Raw genomic sequence first — 12,793 nt, 5'->3', positions numbered from 1 at the left:
GCAAGGGGGTGGCTCATCGGTGATCGCCCCTGATTTTCCCCTGGCCCTGTCTCAGGGACGCGGTCAGGTGAAGTAGCGCAGCCAGACGTACACCCAGGCCATCAGCGTGCTCAGGACGGTCACGACGATGCCGTACCCGGTGAACTGCCCACAGTGCCTGGCCGGTCTGCGGGTCGGGGGCCTGGGCGAAGCCGCGCCGGCTCTGCCGTCCCCCGCCGGCCCTGCCGGCCCCGCCGCGCCCGTCGGGCGTCAGGCGGCGTCGGGGGTCGCGGCGACGGCGGCGAGGGGCTCGAAGTTCGAGGCCGCGCGCTCGATCAGCATGGACCGGCCCTTGACCTCGGCGATGACGGCCGGCCCCACGATGCCCTCCTGGCCGGGGAGCTGGCCGGCCCCTCCCTCCGGGCCGAGGGGGACGGCGATCATCGCCGGCTGCCGCTCGTAGCCGACCTGCTCCCCTTCCCCGGTGATCACCGCACGCAGGTTCGCGGCGAGCAGCTCACCCTGCATGCCCGCGAACCCCGCCATGTCCCGGTCCGCGTCGGCGATGTCCCCGATGGCGAAGACGCGGTCGTGCCCCTTGACGCGCAGGTGCCCGTCCACCTGGAGGTAGCCCTGGGCGTTCCTGGCCGCCGCGAGCGAGCCGCGCAGGTAGCCGGTGTGGAGAGTGACGCCGAAGCAGCGGTACCAGATGTCGGCGGTCAGCTTCTCCCCCGCCTCCGTGGCGATCGCGATGGGCGCGGCGGTGGCCGGCTCGGCGCTCGGAAGCTCCCGCAGCGGGCTGCCGAGCTTGAGCTCGACGCCGAGCTCCCCGAGCTGCCTGCGCAGCTCCTCCCGCAACTCCTGGTCGTACGGTCCTGACAGGATGTCGGGCGCGACGTCCGCGATGGTCACGTGCTTGCCGGGGAAGGCCGCCTTGATCTCCCCCGCCAGCTCCAGGCCGACGGGACCGGCCCCCACCAGCAGCACCCGCCCGGCCGACACCAGGGCCTCGTGCGCGGCCCGCGCCCTGGCCTTGGCCTCCGCCGTGCCCGTCTCGTCGATCTTGGCGGGGAACGCGTACGACGAGCCCGTCGCGAGGATCAGGTAGTCGGGCTCCAGCCGCTCCCCCGAGGCCAGCGTCACCTGGCGGCCGTCCACCGCCACGGCACGATCCCGCAGGTAGCGCCCATGTACGAGCAACCGGTCGTACGGCAGGAAGATCTGCTCCAGCCACTCGGGCGCCACCAGCGCACGCAGGGCGGCCACGTTGTGCATGAACGCGTCGGACGGGTCCACGAGCGTCACGTCGGCTACGTCGTCGAGCCGCTTGGCGGCCGTGACGCCGCCGTATCCACCGCCCAGGACCACGACACTCGGGCGCGTCCCACCGATCTCAGTCATCCGCTTCTCCTTGCTAGTAAACGAGTGGTCGCTACGCTAATACTATGAACTAGGAAAATCAAAGCGACAGCGAATCGGTTAGCATTGAGGGCATGCCGACGCCACCCGTGCACCACGATGTGGAAAGCTGCTCGCGCGGCGACGCCGCGTTGACGCGCGCGTTCGGCGTCCTCGGAAAGCGCTGGAGCGGGGTCGTGCTCGGTGTCCTGCGGCCGGGCCCCGCCGGGTTCCGCGAGCTGTCCCGCGCCATCGACGGAGTCAGTGACTCGGTGCTGTCAGACCGGCTGTCAGAGCTGACCAAGGCCGGGATCATCGCGCGCACCGTGGACGCGGGCCCGCCCGTCACCGTCTCCTACGAGCTGACCGCCAGCGGCCAGGCGCTCATCCCCGCGCTCGACCAGATCGCCGCGTGGGCGCAGGAGCACCTGCCCCCGGCAGACCCCTGCTAGCCCTTCCCTGAACCTCCCCCGAACGCCCTCCGCTGTCCTCAGCCTGGCCACCCTTCACTTGTGGGCATGCCGTAATCCGGTTAACGTCGTGTGTCAGAACTCGTGACCGGACGATGTCAGCCGCGTTGAAGGGCGCGGCGGGGAGTGAGAGTCATCAAGCGTTCCAACGCCCGCCGCCTGCCCGCCACGGTGTGCGCCCTGCTCGCGGTGGTCCTCGCGGCGACCGCCTGCGTCGGCCGGACGAGTGAGACCACCGCGGCCGACGGGACGCGGATCATCAGGTTCCTGCACTCCCAGCCCACCGGCACGTTCGCCGAGGCGATCAAGCTGTTCGAGGCGCGGCACCCCGACGTGCACGTGGAGGAGCAGCCCGTCCCGTTCGACGACCTGAACGCGCAGGTCCAGGCCAGGGTCGGCGCGCAGGACTCGTCGATCGACGTCTTCGCCGCCGACCCGCCGCGGGTGCCGAGCCAGGCCTCGCGCGGGTTCCTGGTGGACGTGAGCGACGACAGCCAGGCCATCGAGCAGGCGGTCGTCGAGCCCGCCCTGGACTCGGTGAGCTGGAACGGCAAGGTGTGGGCGTACCCGCTGTGGACCTCCAGCTCCTTCCTCTTCTACAACAAGGATCTGCTGGCCAAGGCCGGGGTCGAGGCGCCCGGCCCGGCCGCGGACGACCGCCTCACCTGGGAGCAGGTCGTCGCGCAGGCGGGCGCCGCGCAGCGCGCGGGCGCCCGCTACGGCGTGGGGTTCGACCAGGTCGATCGCTACTTCCAGCTTCAGCCCGTGCTGGCCTCCGCCGGAGCGGGCGACGGGCTCACCGGGCCTGGCGGGCTGCGGCCCGACGTGGACAACGCCGGCTGGAAACGGGTCATGGACTGGTACGCCGGCCTGCACTCCACCCGGCTGGCCCCGCGCGGCATCGACCCGCAGCAGATGCCCGACGTGTTCGCCTCAGGCCAGCTCGCGTACTTCGTCGGCGGCCCCGGCCGGATCGGCCAGTTCGTCAAGGCCAAGGGGCTGCGCTTCGGCGTCGCGCCGCACCCGTACTTCGCCGGGGGCAAGCCGGTCACCCCCACCGACTCGTGGGCCGTCGGCATCAGCGCGTACAGCGCCCACCCGCAGGACGCGCGCGCGTTCGCGCGGTTCCTGTCGCTGGACTCCGCCGGAGCGCTGGCGACCACCGGCAAGCAGACGCTCCCGCCGGCCAACAAGGTCGCCTACGACCGCTACGTCGCCAGAACCGTCCAGAACGGCGGCGACTCCGTCACCGGATTCAAGGAGCTGCTCGGCCACGAGCTGAACACGACCGCCCGCCACCGCCCCCGTACCGTCGGCTACGTGGACTTCGAGACGACGATCAACAAGACGTTCTCCGACATCCGCAACGGCGCCGACGTGCCCGAGTCGCTGCGCAACGCGCAAGAGCAGCTGGATCAGCTGCTGGAGCGCTACCGCGACCTCGAATGACCTGGGAACCCATGACGTCGAAGACACCCGCGAGGTCCGCGCGCCGCTCGATGTGGACGACGGCGGCCCTCATGCTGCTGCCCGCGATCCTGGCCCTGGCGCTGCTGCGGCTGTGGCCCTCGATCAGCGCCATCGTCACCTCGCTGCAGCCGCCGGGCGGACGCCCGGTCTGGTACACGTTCGCCCGCCTGTTCGGCGACGCGACGTTCCTCAACTCGCTCAAGGTCACGCTGCTGTTCAGCGTCATCGTCAATCCGCTGCAGATCGCCCTGGCGCTGTGGCTGGCGGTCACGCTGAGCAAGCGCGTCCCGGCCGTCGGGCTGTGGCGCACGCTCATCCTGCTGCCCGTCGCGGTCCCGCAGACCGTCTCGGCCATCGTGTGGGCGGTGGCCTTCCGCCCGGAAGGCCCGCTCAACGCGGTCGCGAACGCCGTCGGCCTGCCGAGCGTCCCCTTCCTGATCAGCCCGCGCACCGCGCTGCTGTCGATCGTCGTCGTCTGCAGCTGGGTCGGGGTCGGCTACTGGATGACGTTCCTGGTCGCCGGGATCAAGGACATCCCGCGAAGCCTGTACGAGGCCGCGAGCATGGACGGCGCCGGCCCCTGGCGCAGCTTCCGGTACGTCACGCTGCCCGGCCTGCGCCGCCCGCTGATGTTCGTCCTGGTCGCCGACACCGTGTCGAACTTCCTGGTCTTCGCCCCCGTCCAGATCCTCACCCAGGGAGGCCCGCAGGGCTCGACCGACCTGATCATGAACCAGGTGTTCGAGCGGGCCTACGTCACCGGCGACATGGCCACCGCCTCCGCCGGGACCGTGGTGCTCATCGCGATCGTGCTGGCCGTGGTGACACTGCAGTTCAAGCTCCTGCCGGGAAAGGACTGACATGGCGGGCGAAAGCGCCACCGGAGCCGAGATCCGCGCAGGCCGGCGCGCCCTGTGGATCGCGATCCCCGGCGCCGTGCTGTCGGTGCTCCCGCTGGTGTGGGCGCTCAGCTCGGCGCTGCGGCCCAGCGAGGAGGTGTTCCGCTACCTCTATCCGCTGTCCTGGCACACGCTCATCCCCGAGACCGTCACGCTCGGCAACTTCGTCACCCTGCTCGGCGGCGAGTTCCACTGGGCGATGATCAATTCGGTGATCGTGGCGTTCCTGAGCGTCGTGCTCGGCACGTTCCTGTCGGCCACCGCCGCCTTCGCGCTGGCCGTGCTGCGCTTCCCCGGCCGCGGCGCGCTGTTCGGCGTGCTCGTGCTGAGCTTCCTCATCCCGTTCGAGGCGATCGCCATCCCGCTGGCCACCACGTTCCGTGCCATGGAGATGCAGAACACCTACATCGGGCTCGTCCTGCCGGGAATCGGCAGCGGCCTGGCCATCTTCCTGCTGCGGCAGTTCTTCCTGAACATCCCGCCGTCGCTGGCCGAGGCGGCGCGCATCGACGGGCTGTCGTGGTGGGGCGTCTTCCGCAACATCTACCTGCCGCTGTCGCGGCCGTCGCTGGTGGGGGCCGGTCTGGTGGTGTTCGTGTTCCAGTGGCAGTCGTTCCTGTGGCCGCTGCTGATCGCGCCCGACCCCGCCATGAAGGTCGCGCCGGTGGCCATCGCGGACTTCGCGGGCGAGCTGGGCGTGGACTACGGGCAGATGTTCGCGGGGGCCATCCTGGCGGCGGGCGTGCCGCTGCTCGTCCTGCTCGTCTTCCAGCGCCAGTTCACGGCCTCCCTGGCCAGCAGCGGCACCAAGGAGTAGGAGACTCATGCGCCTCATCATCGACTGCGACCCCGGCAACACGGTCCCGGCCTCCGACGTGGACGACGGGCTGGCCCTCGGGCTGGCGCTCGCCGACCCCGCCGTCACCCTGGAGGCCGTCACGGTGGTGGCCGGCAACACGGCGCGGGACGTGGGCGTCGCGGTGGCCAGGGACCTGCTCGACCGGGCGGGCGCGGCCCAGGTGCCGGTGTTCCCCGGCGCGGCGGCGCCGCTCGTGGAGGACCCCGCGCCCTGGCGCGCCGACCTGGACGGCCGGCGCGACACCGAACGGGCCCGCGACCTGTGGCGGGACGTGCCGCCCGCGACACCCGTCGAGGACGGCGGCGGGCCGCCGGTCGCCGCGGCCGAGATCGTCCGCAGGGTGGCCGCCGCGCCCGGCGAGATCCACCTGGTCGCCGTCGGCCCGCTCACCAACGTCGCCCACGCCCTCCAGCTCCGTCCCGCGCTGGCCGCCGAACTGGCGTCGCTGACCATCATGGGCGGCGCCTTCGCGGTTCCCGGCCTGCTGCAGGAGCTCAACTTCGGTTACGACCCCGAGGCCGCGCACATCGTGCTGACCAGCGGCGCGCCGATCACGCTCGTTCCCTACGACGTCACCGGCCGCACCTCGCTGACCCCGGCCGACGTCGAACGCCTCGCCGCGGGCGGCCCGCTGGCCCGCTACCTCGCCGACACCACCAGGCCGTGGGTCCGCTGGGTCGCCGAGGCGCGCGGCCTGCCCGGCTGCCACCTGCACGACCCCCTCGCCGTCGCCGTGCTGCTCGACCCGTCGCTCGCGACCCGGCGTCATGTACGCGTGGACGTCGAGCTGCGCGGCACCCTGACCCGGGGACGTCCGATCGCCTGGGACGCCTCCGGCCACGTGCAGCGCGCCACCGGTCTGCGCGTGCCGGACATCGACGCCATCGACGTGCTCGACGGCGTGGACAACGACCGGCTGGTGGCGTACTTGATCGAGACCCTGCTCGGGGCCGGGTCGCGTACCTGATCAGAGCCGGGTCGCGTACCTGATCGCTCAGAGCTGGACGCTGAAGATCACGGCGGCGCGGAGGGCGAGCACCCCGGCCAGCACCAGCAGCGGCGCGACCAGGGAATGGCGCAGGACCGCCGCGCCGCCGGCGGACAGGCGCTCGGTGAACAGCCCGTGGAGCCCCGGGACCAGCCCGGCCAGGACCACCAGCCACAGCAGGAGCCAGGGCAGGCCGAAGACCATGCCCTGCGTCCCGGCGGCGAGCAGGGTCACCGCGAACGCCACGATCAACGCCAGTTCGAGCAGCGAGTAGAGCCGCTCGGAGATCGACAGCATCGGCGTGCTGGGCTTCGCCTCGGGGCGGAAACGGGCCAGGAGCAGCATCAGCGCCGCCGAGCCCGCCAGCCCGGAAGCGAGGAAGAGCCCGCCCAGCGCCCACGTGTCGCTCCACACCGGCTGGTTCGACACCGACAGCAGCACGCCCGTGTACCCCGCGATGAACAGCCCGAACAGCGAGCCGACGACGTTGAAGACGCGGTTGTCCAGCCACCGCACGAGCGGCAGCCTGAGCTTGCCGTCGCGGACGAGCGAGGCGGCGAACGAGACCGTCGTCACCGCGCCGAACACGACGAGCGCCCAGGAGCCGATCGACATCGGGGACCAGGACTTGAAGTTGATCCCCTGGCCGCCGGAGGTGGTGTTCCACAGCATGTGCCAGAAGCGCCAGGGGCGGCCGAGGTCGAGGGCGAGCAGGAGCGGCGCGATGAGCATCGGGGGGAACGCGATGTAGTAGCCGATCCTGGCCATCGGCTCGTCGCCGGGGCCGCCGCGCAGCCTGAGCAGGGTGGCCAGCACGTACGAGCCGCCGGACAGGCCGGCCAGGAAGAAGTAGAACAGGATGTACCACAGCCAGTCGGGAGGGCCGGCGAAGTGCTGGATCTCATCCATCGCGATCCTCCGGCCGCTCGGGCCCTTCCGGCCGCTCGGACCTTTCCTGCCGCTCGGGCCCTTCTGGTCGCCCGGGGTCCTCTGGTGGCTCGGGCTCCTTCGGGGGCTCCGGCTTCACCGGCTTCACCGGCCGTTCGGGCTGCTCCGGGTCCACGGATTCGGCGGTGGCCACCTGCTCCTTGCGGCGGCGCAGGGCGATCAGCCCGCCCAGCACGCCCAGGAGGGCGGTGACGGCGGCGGTCAGGTAGCCACCCTTGTTGTTGCGGCTGGGCAGGACGGCGTTGCGCTCGTTCGGCAGGCCGTACCTCTCCGGTTTGTCCATGAGCAGGAAGAACGCGTTGAGTCCGCCGTACACCTTCTCGTCGTGCCCGTAGAGCTGAGCCTCCTTGACGCCCTGGCCGTGCAGGATCTCCAGCCGCTTGGCGGCCGTCTGGCGCAGCTCCTCGACCGGGCCGAACTTGATCGACTCGGTGGGGCACGCCTTGGCGCAGGCGGGGGTCATGTCGTTCTGGAGACGGTCGTAGCAGAGCGTGCACTTCTGTACGACGCCGGTCACCTCGCTGGCGCCGATCACGTCGTACGGGCAGGCGGCGATGCAGTTGCGGCAGCCGTTGCAGACGTCGGGCTGGATGAAGACGGTGTCGAACTCGGTGCGGATGATCGCGTTCGTCGGGCAGACCTCCATGCAGCTGGCGTGCTGACAGTGCTTGCAGACGTCCGACATCATCAGCCAGGCCTTGCCGCCGCCCGCGTCGACGCTGTCGTCGGGGACGTTGTCGTGGAACTGGACGTGCCGCCAGGTCTGGGCGTCGAGCCTGCCGGTGTTGTCGAAGCCGTCCATGAACGACGGGGCGTTCCCCTCCAGCTGGTTCCACTGCTTGCAGGCCACCTCGCAGGCCTTGCAGCCGATGCACACGCTGGTGTCGGTGAAGAACCCGTACGCCTGTCCAGGTGTGATGTGCGGCATCTTCAGAACCCCATCAGGTTGGGCGTGATCTTGGTATAGCCCTGCTCGGCCATGTGCAGGTCGATGGGCACCGCGACCAGCTCGTCCACCTCCGGCACCGCGCGGGGGTCGCGGCCCAGGTCGACGTCGATCAGGTAGCGGCGGCAGGTGTGGCACGATTCGGCCCGCAGATGCGGGAAGAGCAACGCCTGCCCGACCAGCTCCCGGTCCACCGGCCCGGTGCCCGAGCCCAGGTGCGGGCCTGGGTGCGGGCGGTGCGGGGCTAAATGGGAGTCGTGCGGGCCCGCGCGGCCGACCTGCGGGCCCGCGCGGGCTTCGGCGTAGACGGTGCGTTTGCCGGTTTCTCCGCAGTTGGGGCAGGTGGTGGCGGAGAAGTTCCACTCGTACCCGCATTTCGCGCAGACCAGCATCCTGCGCCCGCTGACGAGCGGGTCGTCGATGGCGGCGCGATAGCTGAGCTGCGGCGGGCCACCGCACGCGGGACACCGCCCGAGCTTCGCCACCCCAGGCGGAACGTCCGGCGTCGCGACGGCCCGAGCCTGGACCCCGGCGGCCGGTGGCGGGATGACGCGCAGGGTGGCGCGGGCGAGATAGCGCTCCACGGGGGTGAGCTCGTCGCCCGCGAGCCAGGCCGCGAGCAGCTCATCCACGCCATCGTCGGGGCTGGGGCTCATGCCGGCGCCCGTGCCGGCGCCTGCAGTGGCGCCCGTGCCGGTGCCTGTGGTGGCGCCCGTGGTGGCGCTCAGGCCGAAGGCGGTGGTGACGGCGGCGGCCAGCAGCGGCGGGCCGTTCGCCAGGGTCGCCTCGGCCACCCGGTGCAACACGTGCCGCCGCGCCCACCCCACGGCCCCCTCCTCAGGGACGTCGTCGGCGGCCGACTCCCACACCTCCACCAGCGCCAGGTACAGCCCGAGGACCTCGGCCGCGTGCGGATACCGGGCGCGCAGCGCCACGGCCCGCGTCCGCTCCCTGGCGTACATCACAGCTTCTCGATGTTGACCAGGAACGCCTTGTACTCCGGCGTCCGCGCGCTGGCGTCCCCGACGAACGGCGTGAGGGCGTTGGCCAGCCAGTGCTGCCCGGTGTTGATCCCGACGAACCCCCAGTGGATCGGGATCCCGATCTGGTACACCGTCTGCCCGTCGATCGTCAGCGGCCCGAGCCGCTTGGTGACGACCGCCCGCACCTCCAGCTTGCCGCGCTTCGACGACACCCGTACCCGGTCGCCCGTCTCGATGCCCTTCTCGCGAGCCAGCGCCGCCGGCACCTCGACGAACGCCTCGGGCTGGAGCTGGACCAGGTGCTCGACGTTCTGGGTGACGTAGTGCTCGTGCTCGGTCAGCCGGTACGACGTCGCCACGTACGGATAGTCGGCCGCGGTGCCGAACCGGTTCGGCCGCCCGGCCCGCTCGTCGTACCGGAAGACCACCGGCGTGGCCGACACCTGCGGGTGCAGCGGGTTCGCGACGGGCGACTCGATGGGCTCGTAGTGCTCGGGGAACGGCCCGTCGGCCACCGCGTTGCTGAACAGGCGGCCCACGCCCTCGCCGGTCATGATGAACGGCAGCGGCGCGTCCGGCCCCGGCCCGGTCGTCGGCGGGTAGTCGGGCACGTCGCCCACCCATTTGCCGTTCTCCCAGGCGATTCCCGGACGTTCCGGGTCCCACGGGCGGCCGTTCTGGTCGGCGGAGGCGCGGTTGTAGAGGATCCGGCGGTTGGCCGGCCAGCTCCACGCCCAGGAGGGGTAGAGGCCCATGCCGCTGGGGTCGTTCTTGGCCGGGTCCTGCACGCCGTCGCGCCGCTTGGCGAGGTTGCCCTCCTCCGGGTAGTGGCCGGTGTAGATCCAGTCGCCCGCGCTGGTGGTGCCGTCGTCGTTGAGGTCGACGAAGGTGGCCAGCCGCTTGCCCGTACGCAGGTCCTTGCCGTTGATCTCCTGGGCGATCTCGTCCAGCTCGGGCTTGCCCGGGTTCGCGTACGGCAGGGCGAGCTTCAGCACCGGATCCGGAAATTTCCCTCCCTGGGCCATATAGAGGGCGCGGACCCGCTGGAACAGCTCGGCCAGGATCCAGTGATCGTGCCTGGACTCGCCCTCCGGCGGCAGCACCTGGTCCTTCCACTGCACCCAGCGCCCGCTGTTGGTGAACGAGCCGTCCTTCTCGATCCAGTGCGTGGCGGGCAGCATGAACACCTCGGTCTGGATCTTCGCCGGATCCATGCCGGGCGCCTGCCAGAACTCCGAGCTGGTCGTGGCGAACGGGTCCATGACGACCAGCCACTTGAGGTTCGACAGCGCCTGGAGCACCTGGTTGGAGTCGGGGCCGATGCTGGTCGCGGTCATCCCGGACAGCAGGACGCCCTGCATCTTGCCCCGCAGCGCCTGGTCGAAGATCGAGATCCACGAGGCGTTGGCCGCGGGCTTGGGCAGGTAGTCGAAGGCGAACTCGTTGTCCTTCGTGGCGGCGTCGCCGTACCAGGCCTTGAGGAGGCTGACGAGGTAGCGGAGGTAGTTCTCGCCGAAGAAGTTCACGGCCCTCGCGTGCGCCTTCTTGCTGGCGCTCTCGTCCAGGTACGCCTTGATGTCCTTCTGCCCGGGGGCCGGGATGCGCAGGTAGCCGGGCAGGATGTCCCAGGAGATGGCGTGGTCGGTGTTGCCCTGGATGTTGGCGTGGCCGCGCTCGGCGTTCATGCCGCCGCCCGGCCGGCCCATGTTGCCGAGCAGGAGTTGCAGGATGGCGCCAGAACGGATGAGCTGCACGCCGGTGGTGTGGTGGGTGAGGCCGACGGCGTACACGATGGTCATGACCTTGTCCGGCCGTCCCATCTGGCCGACCTCCGCGGCCACCTGGAGAAACTGCTCGCGCGGGATCCCGGTGATGCGCGCGACCGTGTCGGGGTCGTAGCGCCGGTAGTGGGCGCGCAGCAGGTTCAGCACCGAACGCGGGTGGTCGAGGTCGATCTTGGCGTGGCCGTCGGCATCGGTCTCGTAGGCCCACAGCTTGGTGTTGTAGACGCCCTGTTCCCGGTCGAAGCCGTTGAACATGCCGTCCTGGAAGGAATAGCCCTCCTTCACCACGAACCCGGCGTTCGTCGCCCACCGTACATAGTCGTCGTGGTAGAGCCGGTTCTGCAGGACGTGGTTGATGAGCCCGCCGAAGTAGGCGACGTCCGTACCCGTGCGGATCCTGATGTAGGTGTCCGCCACCGCGGAGGTCCTGGTGAAGCGCGGATCGGCATGAATGATCTTCGCGCCTCTGTCCAGTTTGGCCCGCATGAGCCATCGGAAGCCCACCGGATGGGCCTCTGCCGGGTTGGCGCCGTTGACCAGGATCAGGTCGGCGTGCCTGATGTCACGCCAATGGTTGGTCATGGCCCCTCGGCCGAACGTGGCAGCCAAACTGACCACCGTGGGACCGTGTCAAACACGGGCCTGTTGTTCGAGGTGAACCAGGCCCAGCCCCCTCATCAGCTTCGTAGCGAGATAGCCCTCTTCCGAGCTGAACGCCGCCCCGCCCGCGAAGGCGATGCCCTCGCAGCGGTTGACGACGTTCCCGTCGGCGTCCTGCGTGACGAACGTGGCGTCGCGCGAGCTCTTGATGTTCCTGGCGAGCCGGTCCAGCGCGAACTCCCAGGAGACCTGCTTCCACTCGGCCGATCCCGGGGCGCGGTAGAGCGGGTGCGGCACCCGCCTGCGGGAGACGGCCAGTTGCAGCGAGGTCGCCCCCTTCGGGCACAGCGTCCCCTCGTTGACCGGGCTGTCCGGATCGCCCTCGATCTGCAGCAGCTCCGTGGTGCCGTTCGCGGCCTTCTTGGTGTAGGCGACGAGCGCACACCCGACCGCGCAGTACGGGCACAGCGAGTGGGAGATCGCGGCGCCCTCGATCCGCAGCCGCTGTTTGACCTCGATCGACTCGGCCAGATCGAAACCCAGGGCGGAGCCGCCGAGCACCCCCATCGGGCCGATGCTCAGGAACCGCCGTCGGCTGACGTCCATGACCGGACTCCCCTCAGCTGCAGCCGTGGGTACCGTTCCGTTATCTCACCGTATGATCCGACAGAACGCTCGTCTACCCCTGAGCGAACTGCAGATCCTGCCGCCCGCCGGGATCCTCGGGGTTGCGCAGCAGGTCGAGCAACCTCGGATCGGCCGGTACGAGCACGCCGTGGTCGCCCCGTTCGGCCGCCAGGCGCAGCACCTCCCGCCAGGCAGGACGCCCCAGGGGCACGGTCGCAGGCGCCCACCGCCCCGCCCCGCCTTCGTCGTAACCCCCGTCCGCCATCCGCAACACCCGCACCCATCCACCCTCCGCATCGGCAAGCTCCCCCTCCTTCCCAACAACCTGACCCCGCTCCTCACCCCACTCGGGACGCTCACCCGGAGCGGGACTGTCGGCGAGCGCAGGCCGTTCGCCCGACTCGGGACCGTCACCCGACTCGGGACGATCGGCCGGCACGGAACGATCGGCCGGCACGGGGTGGTCGGCCGGCTCGGAGTGGTCGGCCGGCTCGGGACGATCGGCTGGCTCGGGGTGGTCGGTGATGAGGGCGAGGCGGCCCCGGCTCAGGCGCTCCACCGTCGCGAGCGCCCGCGACCCGACCGGCTCCGGCAGGGCCGCGACCAGCAGCGCTCGGTAGGTCACCGCAGCCAGCGCGGCCGTCAGGGTGAGCGGGTCGAGCGGCGGCGCGACCCCGTGATCCAGCCACAGCGCATCGGCCCCGGCCGCCTCGAAGGCGACCGCCTCCGACAGCCACTCTCCGGGATCACCCTGCGGCCTGGGCAGGACGACCCCGACCCGGACCCGCTCAACACGTCCCGGCACCCCGGCGTTCTCTCCTGTTTCCGTCATCGCACGTCCC

General features: G+C 70.9%; 12 protein-coding genes. 5 read left to right on the top strand and 7 right to left on the bottom strand.

The genetic code is table 11. The features are described from left to right. Nucleotides 1–249 precede the first annotated feature (249 nt). Nucleotides 250–1,380 carry an FAD-dependent oxidoreductase gene (locus ABEA43_RS06090; RefSeq protein ID WP_345559551.1) on the bottom strand — a complete coding sequence of 377 codons (1,131 nt, stop codon included), beginning with the start codon at nt 1,378–1,380 and terminating at the stop codon, nt 250–252. 92 nt (nt 1,381–1,472) lie between these two features. Here ABEA43_RS06090 and ABEA43_RS06085 point away from each other — a divergent pair, with 92 nt between their 5' ends. The 5 genes from ABEA43_RS06085 to ABEA43_RS06065 all read left to right on the top strand — a co-directional run bounded on the left by ABEA43_RS06085 (nt 1,473) and on the right by ABEA43_RS06065 (nt 6,042). After that, nucleotides 1,473–1,829 (top strand): winged helix-turn-helix transcriptional regulator, encoded by a 357-nt coding sequence (locus tag ABEA43_RS06085; protein WP_345559549.1) that lies wholly within the window; start codon nt 1,473–1,475, stop codon nt 1,827–1,829. Nucleotides 1,830–1,973: 144 nt separating this feature from the next. Next, nucleotides 1,974–3,296, top strand: a complete 1,323-nt coding sequence (locus ABEA43_RS06080) for a sugar ABC transporter substrate-binding protein (RefSeq protein ID WP_345559547.1) — start codon at nt 1,974–1,976, stop codon at nt 3,294–3,296. 11 nt (nt 3,297–3,307) lie between these two features. After that, nucleotides 3,308–4,177: a carbohydrate ABC transporter permease gene (locus tag ABEA43_RS06075; RefSeq protein WP_345559545.1), complete on the top strand. Its 870-nt coding sequence runs from the start codon at nt 3,308–3,310 to the stop codon at nt 4,175–4,177. Between the two features lies 1 nt (nt 4,178). Beyond that, nucleotides 4,179–5,033, top strand: a complete 855-nt coding sequence (locus ABEA43_RS06070; RefSeq protein WP_345559543.1) for a carbohydrate ABC transporter permease — start codon at nt 4,179–4,181, stop codon at nt 5,031–5,033. Nucleotides 5,034–5,040: 7 nt separating this feature from the next. Continuing rightward, nucleotides 5,041–6,042: a nucleoside hydrolase gene (locus tag ABEA43_RS06065; RefSeq protein ID WP_345559541.1), complete on the top strand. Its 1,002-nt coding sequence runs from the start codon at nt 5,041–5,043 to the stop codon at nt 6,040–6,042. Nucleotides 6,043–6,069: 27 nt separating this feature from the next. On the opposite strand, the gene nrfD is transcribed toward ABEA43_RS06065, so the two are convergent. The 6 genes from nrfD to ABEA43_RS06035 all read right to left on the bottom strand — a co-directional run bounded on the left by nrfD (nt 6,070) and on the right by ABEA43_RS06035 (nt 12,783). Further along, the gene (nrfD, locus tag ABEA43_RS06060; RefSeq protein ID WP_345559539.1) at nt 6,070–6,972 is read right to left on the bottom strand and encodes an NrfD/PsrC family molybdoenzyme membrane anchor subunit; all 903 of its coding nucleotides are present in this window, start codon (nt 6,970–6,972) and stop codon (nt 6,070–6,072) included. Then, complete coding sequence (locus ABEA43_RS06055) at nt 6,965–7,939, bottom strand: 4Fe-4S dicluster domain-containing protein (RefSeq protein ID WP_345559537.1); 975 nt, start codon at nt 7,937–7,939, stop codon at nt 6,965–6,967. Before ABEA43_RS06055 ends, nrfD begins: the two co-directional genes overlap by 8 nt. A gap of 2 nt (nt 7,940–7,941) precedes the next feature. Beyond that, on the bottom strand, nt 7,942–8,919 hold the full coding sequence (locus ABEA43_RS06050) for a formate dehydrogenase accessory protein FdhE domain-containing protein (protein WP_345559535.1): 978 nt from the start codon (nt 8,917–8,919) through the stop codon (nt 7,942–7,944). Continuing rightward, nucleotides 8,919–11,342, bottom strand: a complete 2,424-nt coding sequence (fdnG, locus tag ABEA43_RS06045) for a formate dehydrogenase-N subunit alpha (RefSeq protein ID WP_345559533.1) — start codon at nt 11,340–11,342, stop codon at nt 8,919–8,921. The genes ABEA43_RS06050 and fdnG overlap by 1 nt, the downstream gene beginning before the upstream one ends. A gap of 12 nt (nt 11,343–11,354) precedes the next feature. Beyond that, nucleotides 11,355–11,930 (bottom strand): hypothetical protein, encoded by a 576-nt coding sequence (locus ABEA43_RS06040; RefSeq protein ID WP_345559531.1) that lies wholly within the window; start codon nt 11,928–11,930, stop codon nt 11,355–11,357. Nucleotides 11,931–12,003: 73 nt separating this feature from the next. Next, the gene (locus tag ABEA43_RS06035; RefSeq protein WP_345559529.1) at nt 12,004–12,783 is read right to left on the bottom strand and encodes an LLM class oxidoreductase; all 780 of its coding nucleotides are present in this window, start codon (nt 12,781–12,783) and stop codon (nt 12,004–12,006) included. Between the last annotated feature and the right edge of the window lie 10 nt (nt 12,784–12,793).

Source organism: Nonomuraea rosea (genome assembly GCF_039539705.1).
GTDB classification, from domain to species: domain Bacteria; phylum Actinomycetota; class Actinomycetes; order Streptosporangiales; family Streptosporangiaceae; genus Nonomuraea; species Nonomuraea rosea.
This window is presented reverse-complemented; position numbering and strand designations above follow the sequence as displayed.

What these genes read in the sequence shown, in the direction of transcription:
- ABEA43_RS06090 (WP_345559551.1), bottom strand. Translation starts at nt 1,380, where the DNA reads ATGACTGAGATCGGTGGGACGCGCCCGAGTGTCGTGGTCCTGGGCGGT.
- ABEA43_RS06085 (WP_345559549.1), top strand. Translation starts at nt 1,473, where the DNA reads ATGCCGACGCCACCCGTGCACCACGATGTGGAAAGCTGCTCGCGCGGC.
- ABEA43_RS06075 (WP_345559545.1), top strand. Translation starts at nt 3,308, where the DNA reads ATGACGTCGAAGACACCCGCGAGGTCCGCGCGCCGCTCGATGTGGACG.
- ABEA43_RS06070 (WP_345559543.1), top strand. Translation starts at nt 4,179, where the DNA reads ATGGCGGGCGAAAGCGCCACCGGAGCCGAGATCCGCGCAGGCCGGCGC.
- ABEA43_RS06065 (WP_345559541.1), top strand. Translation starts at nt 5,041, where the DNA reads ATGCGCCTCATCATCGACTGCGACCCCGGCAACACGGTCCCGGCCTCC.
- nrfD (WP_345559539.1), bottom strand. Translation starts at nt 6,972, where the DNA reads ATGGATGAGATCCAGCACTTCGCCGGCCCTCCCGACTGGCTGTGGTAC.
- ABEA43_RS06055 (WP_345559537.1), bottom strand. Translation starts at nt 7,939, where the DNA reads ATGCCGCACATCACACCTGGACAGGCGTACGGGTTCTTCACCGACACC.
- ABEA43_RS06050 (WP_345559535.1), bottom strand. Translation starts at nt 8,919, where the DNA reads ATGTACGCCAGGGAGCGGACGCGGGCCGTGGCGCTGCGCGCCCGGTAT.
- ABEA43_RS06040 (WP_345559531.1), bottom strand. Translation starts at nt 11,930, where the DNA reads ATGGACGTCAGCCGACGGCGGTTCCTGAGCATCGGCCCGATGGGGGTG.
- ABEA43_RS06035 (WP_345559529.1), bottom strand. Translation starts at nt 12,783, where the DNA reads ATGACGGAAACAGGAGAGAACGCCGGGGTGCCGGGACGTGTTGAGCGG.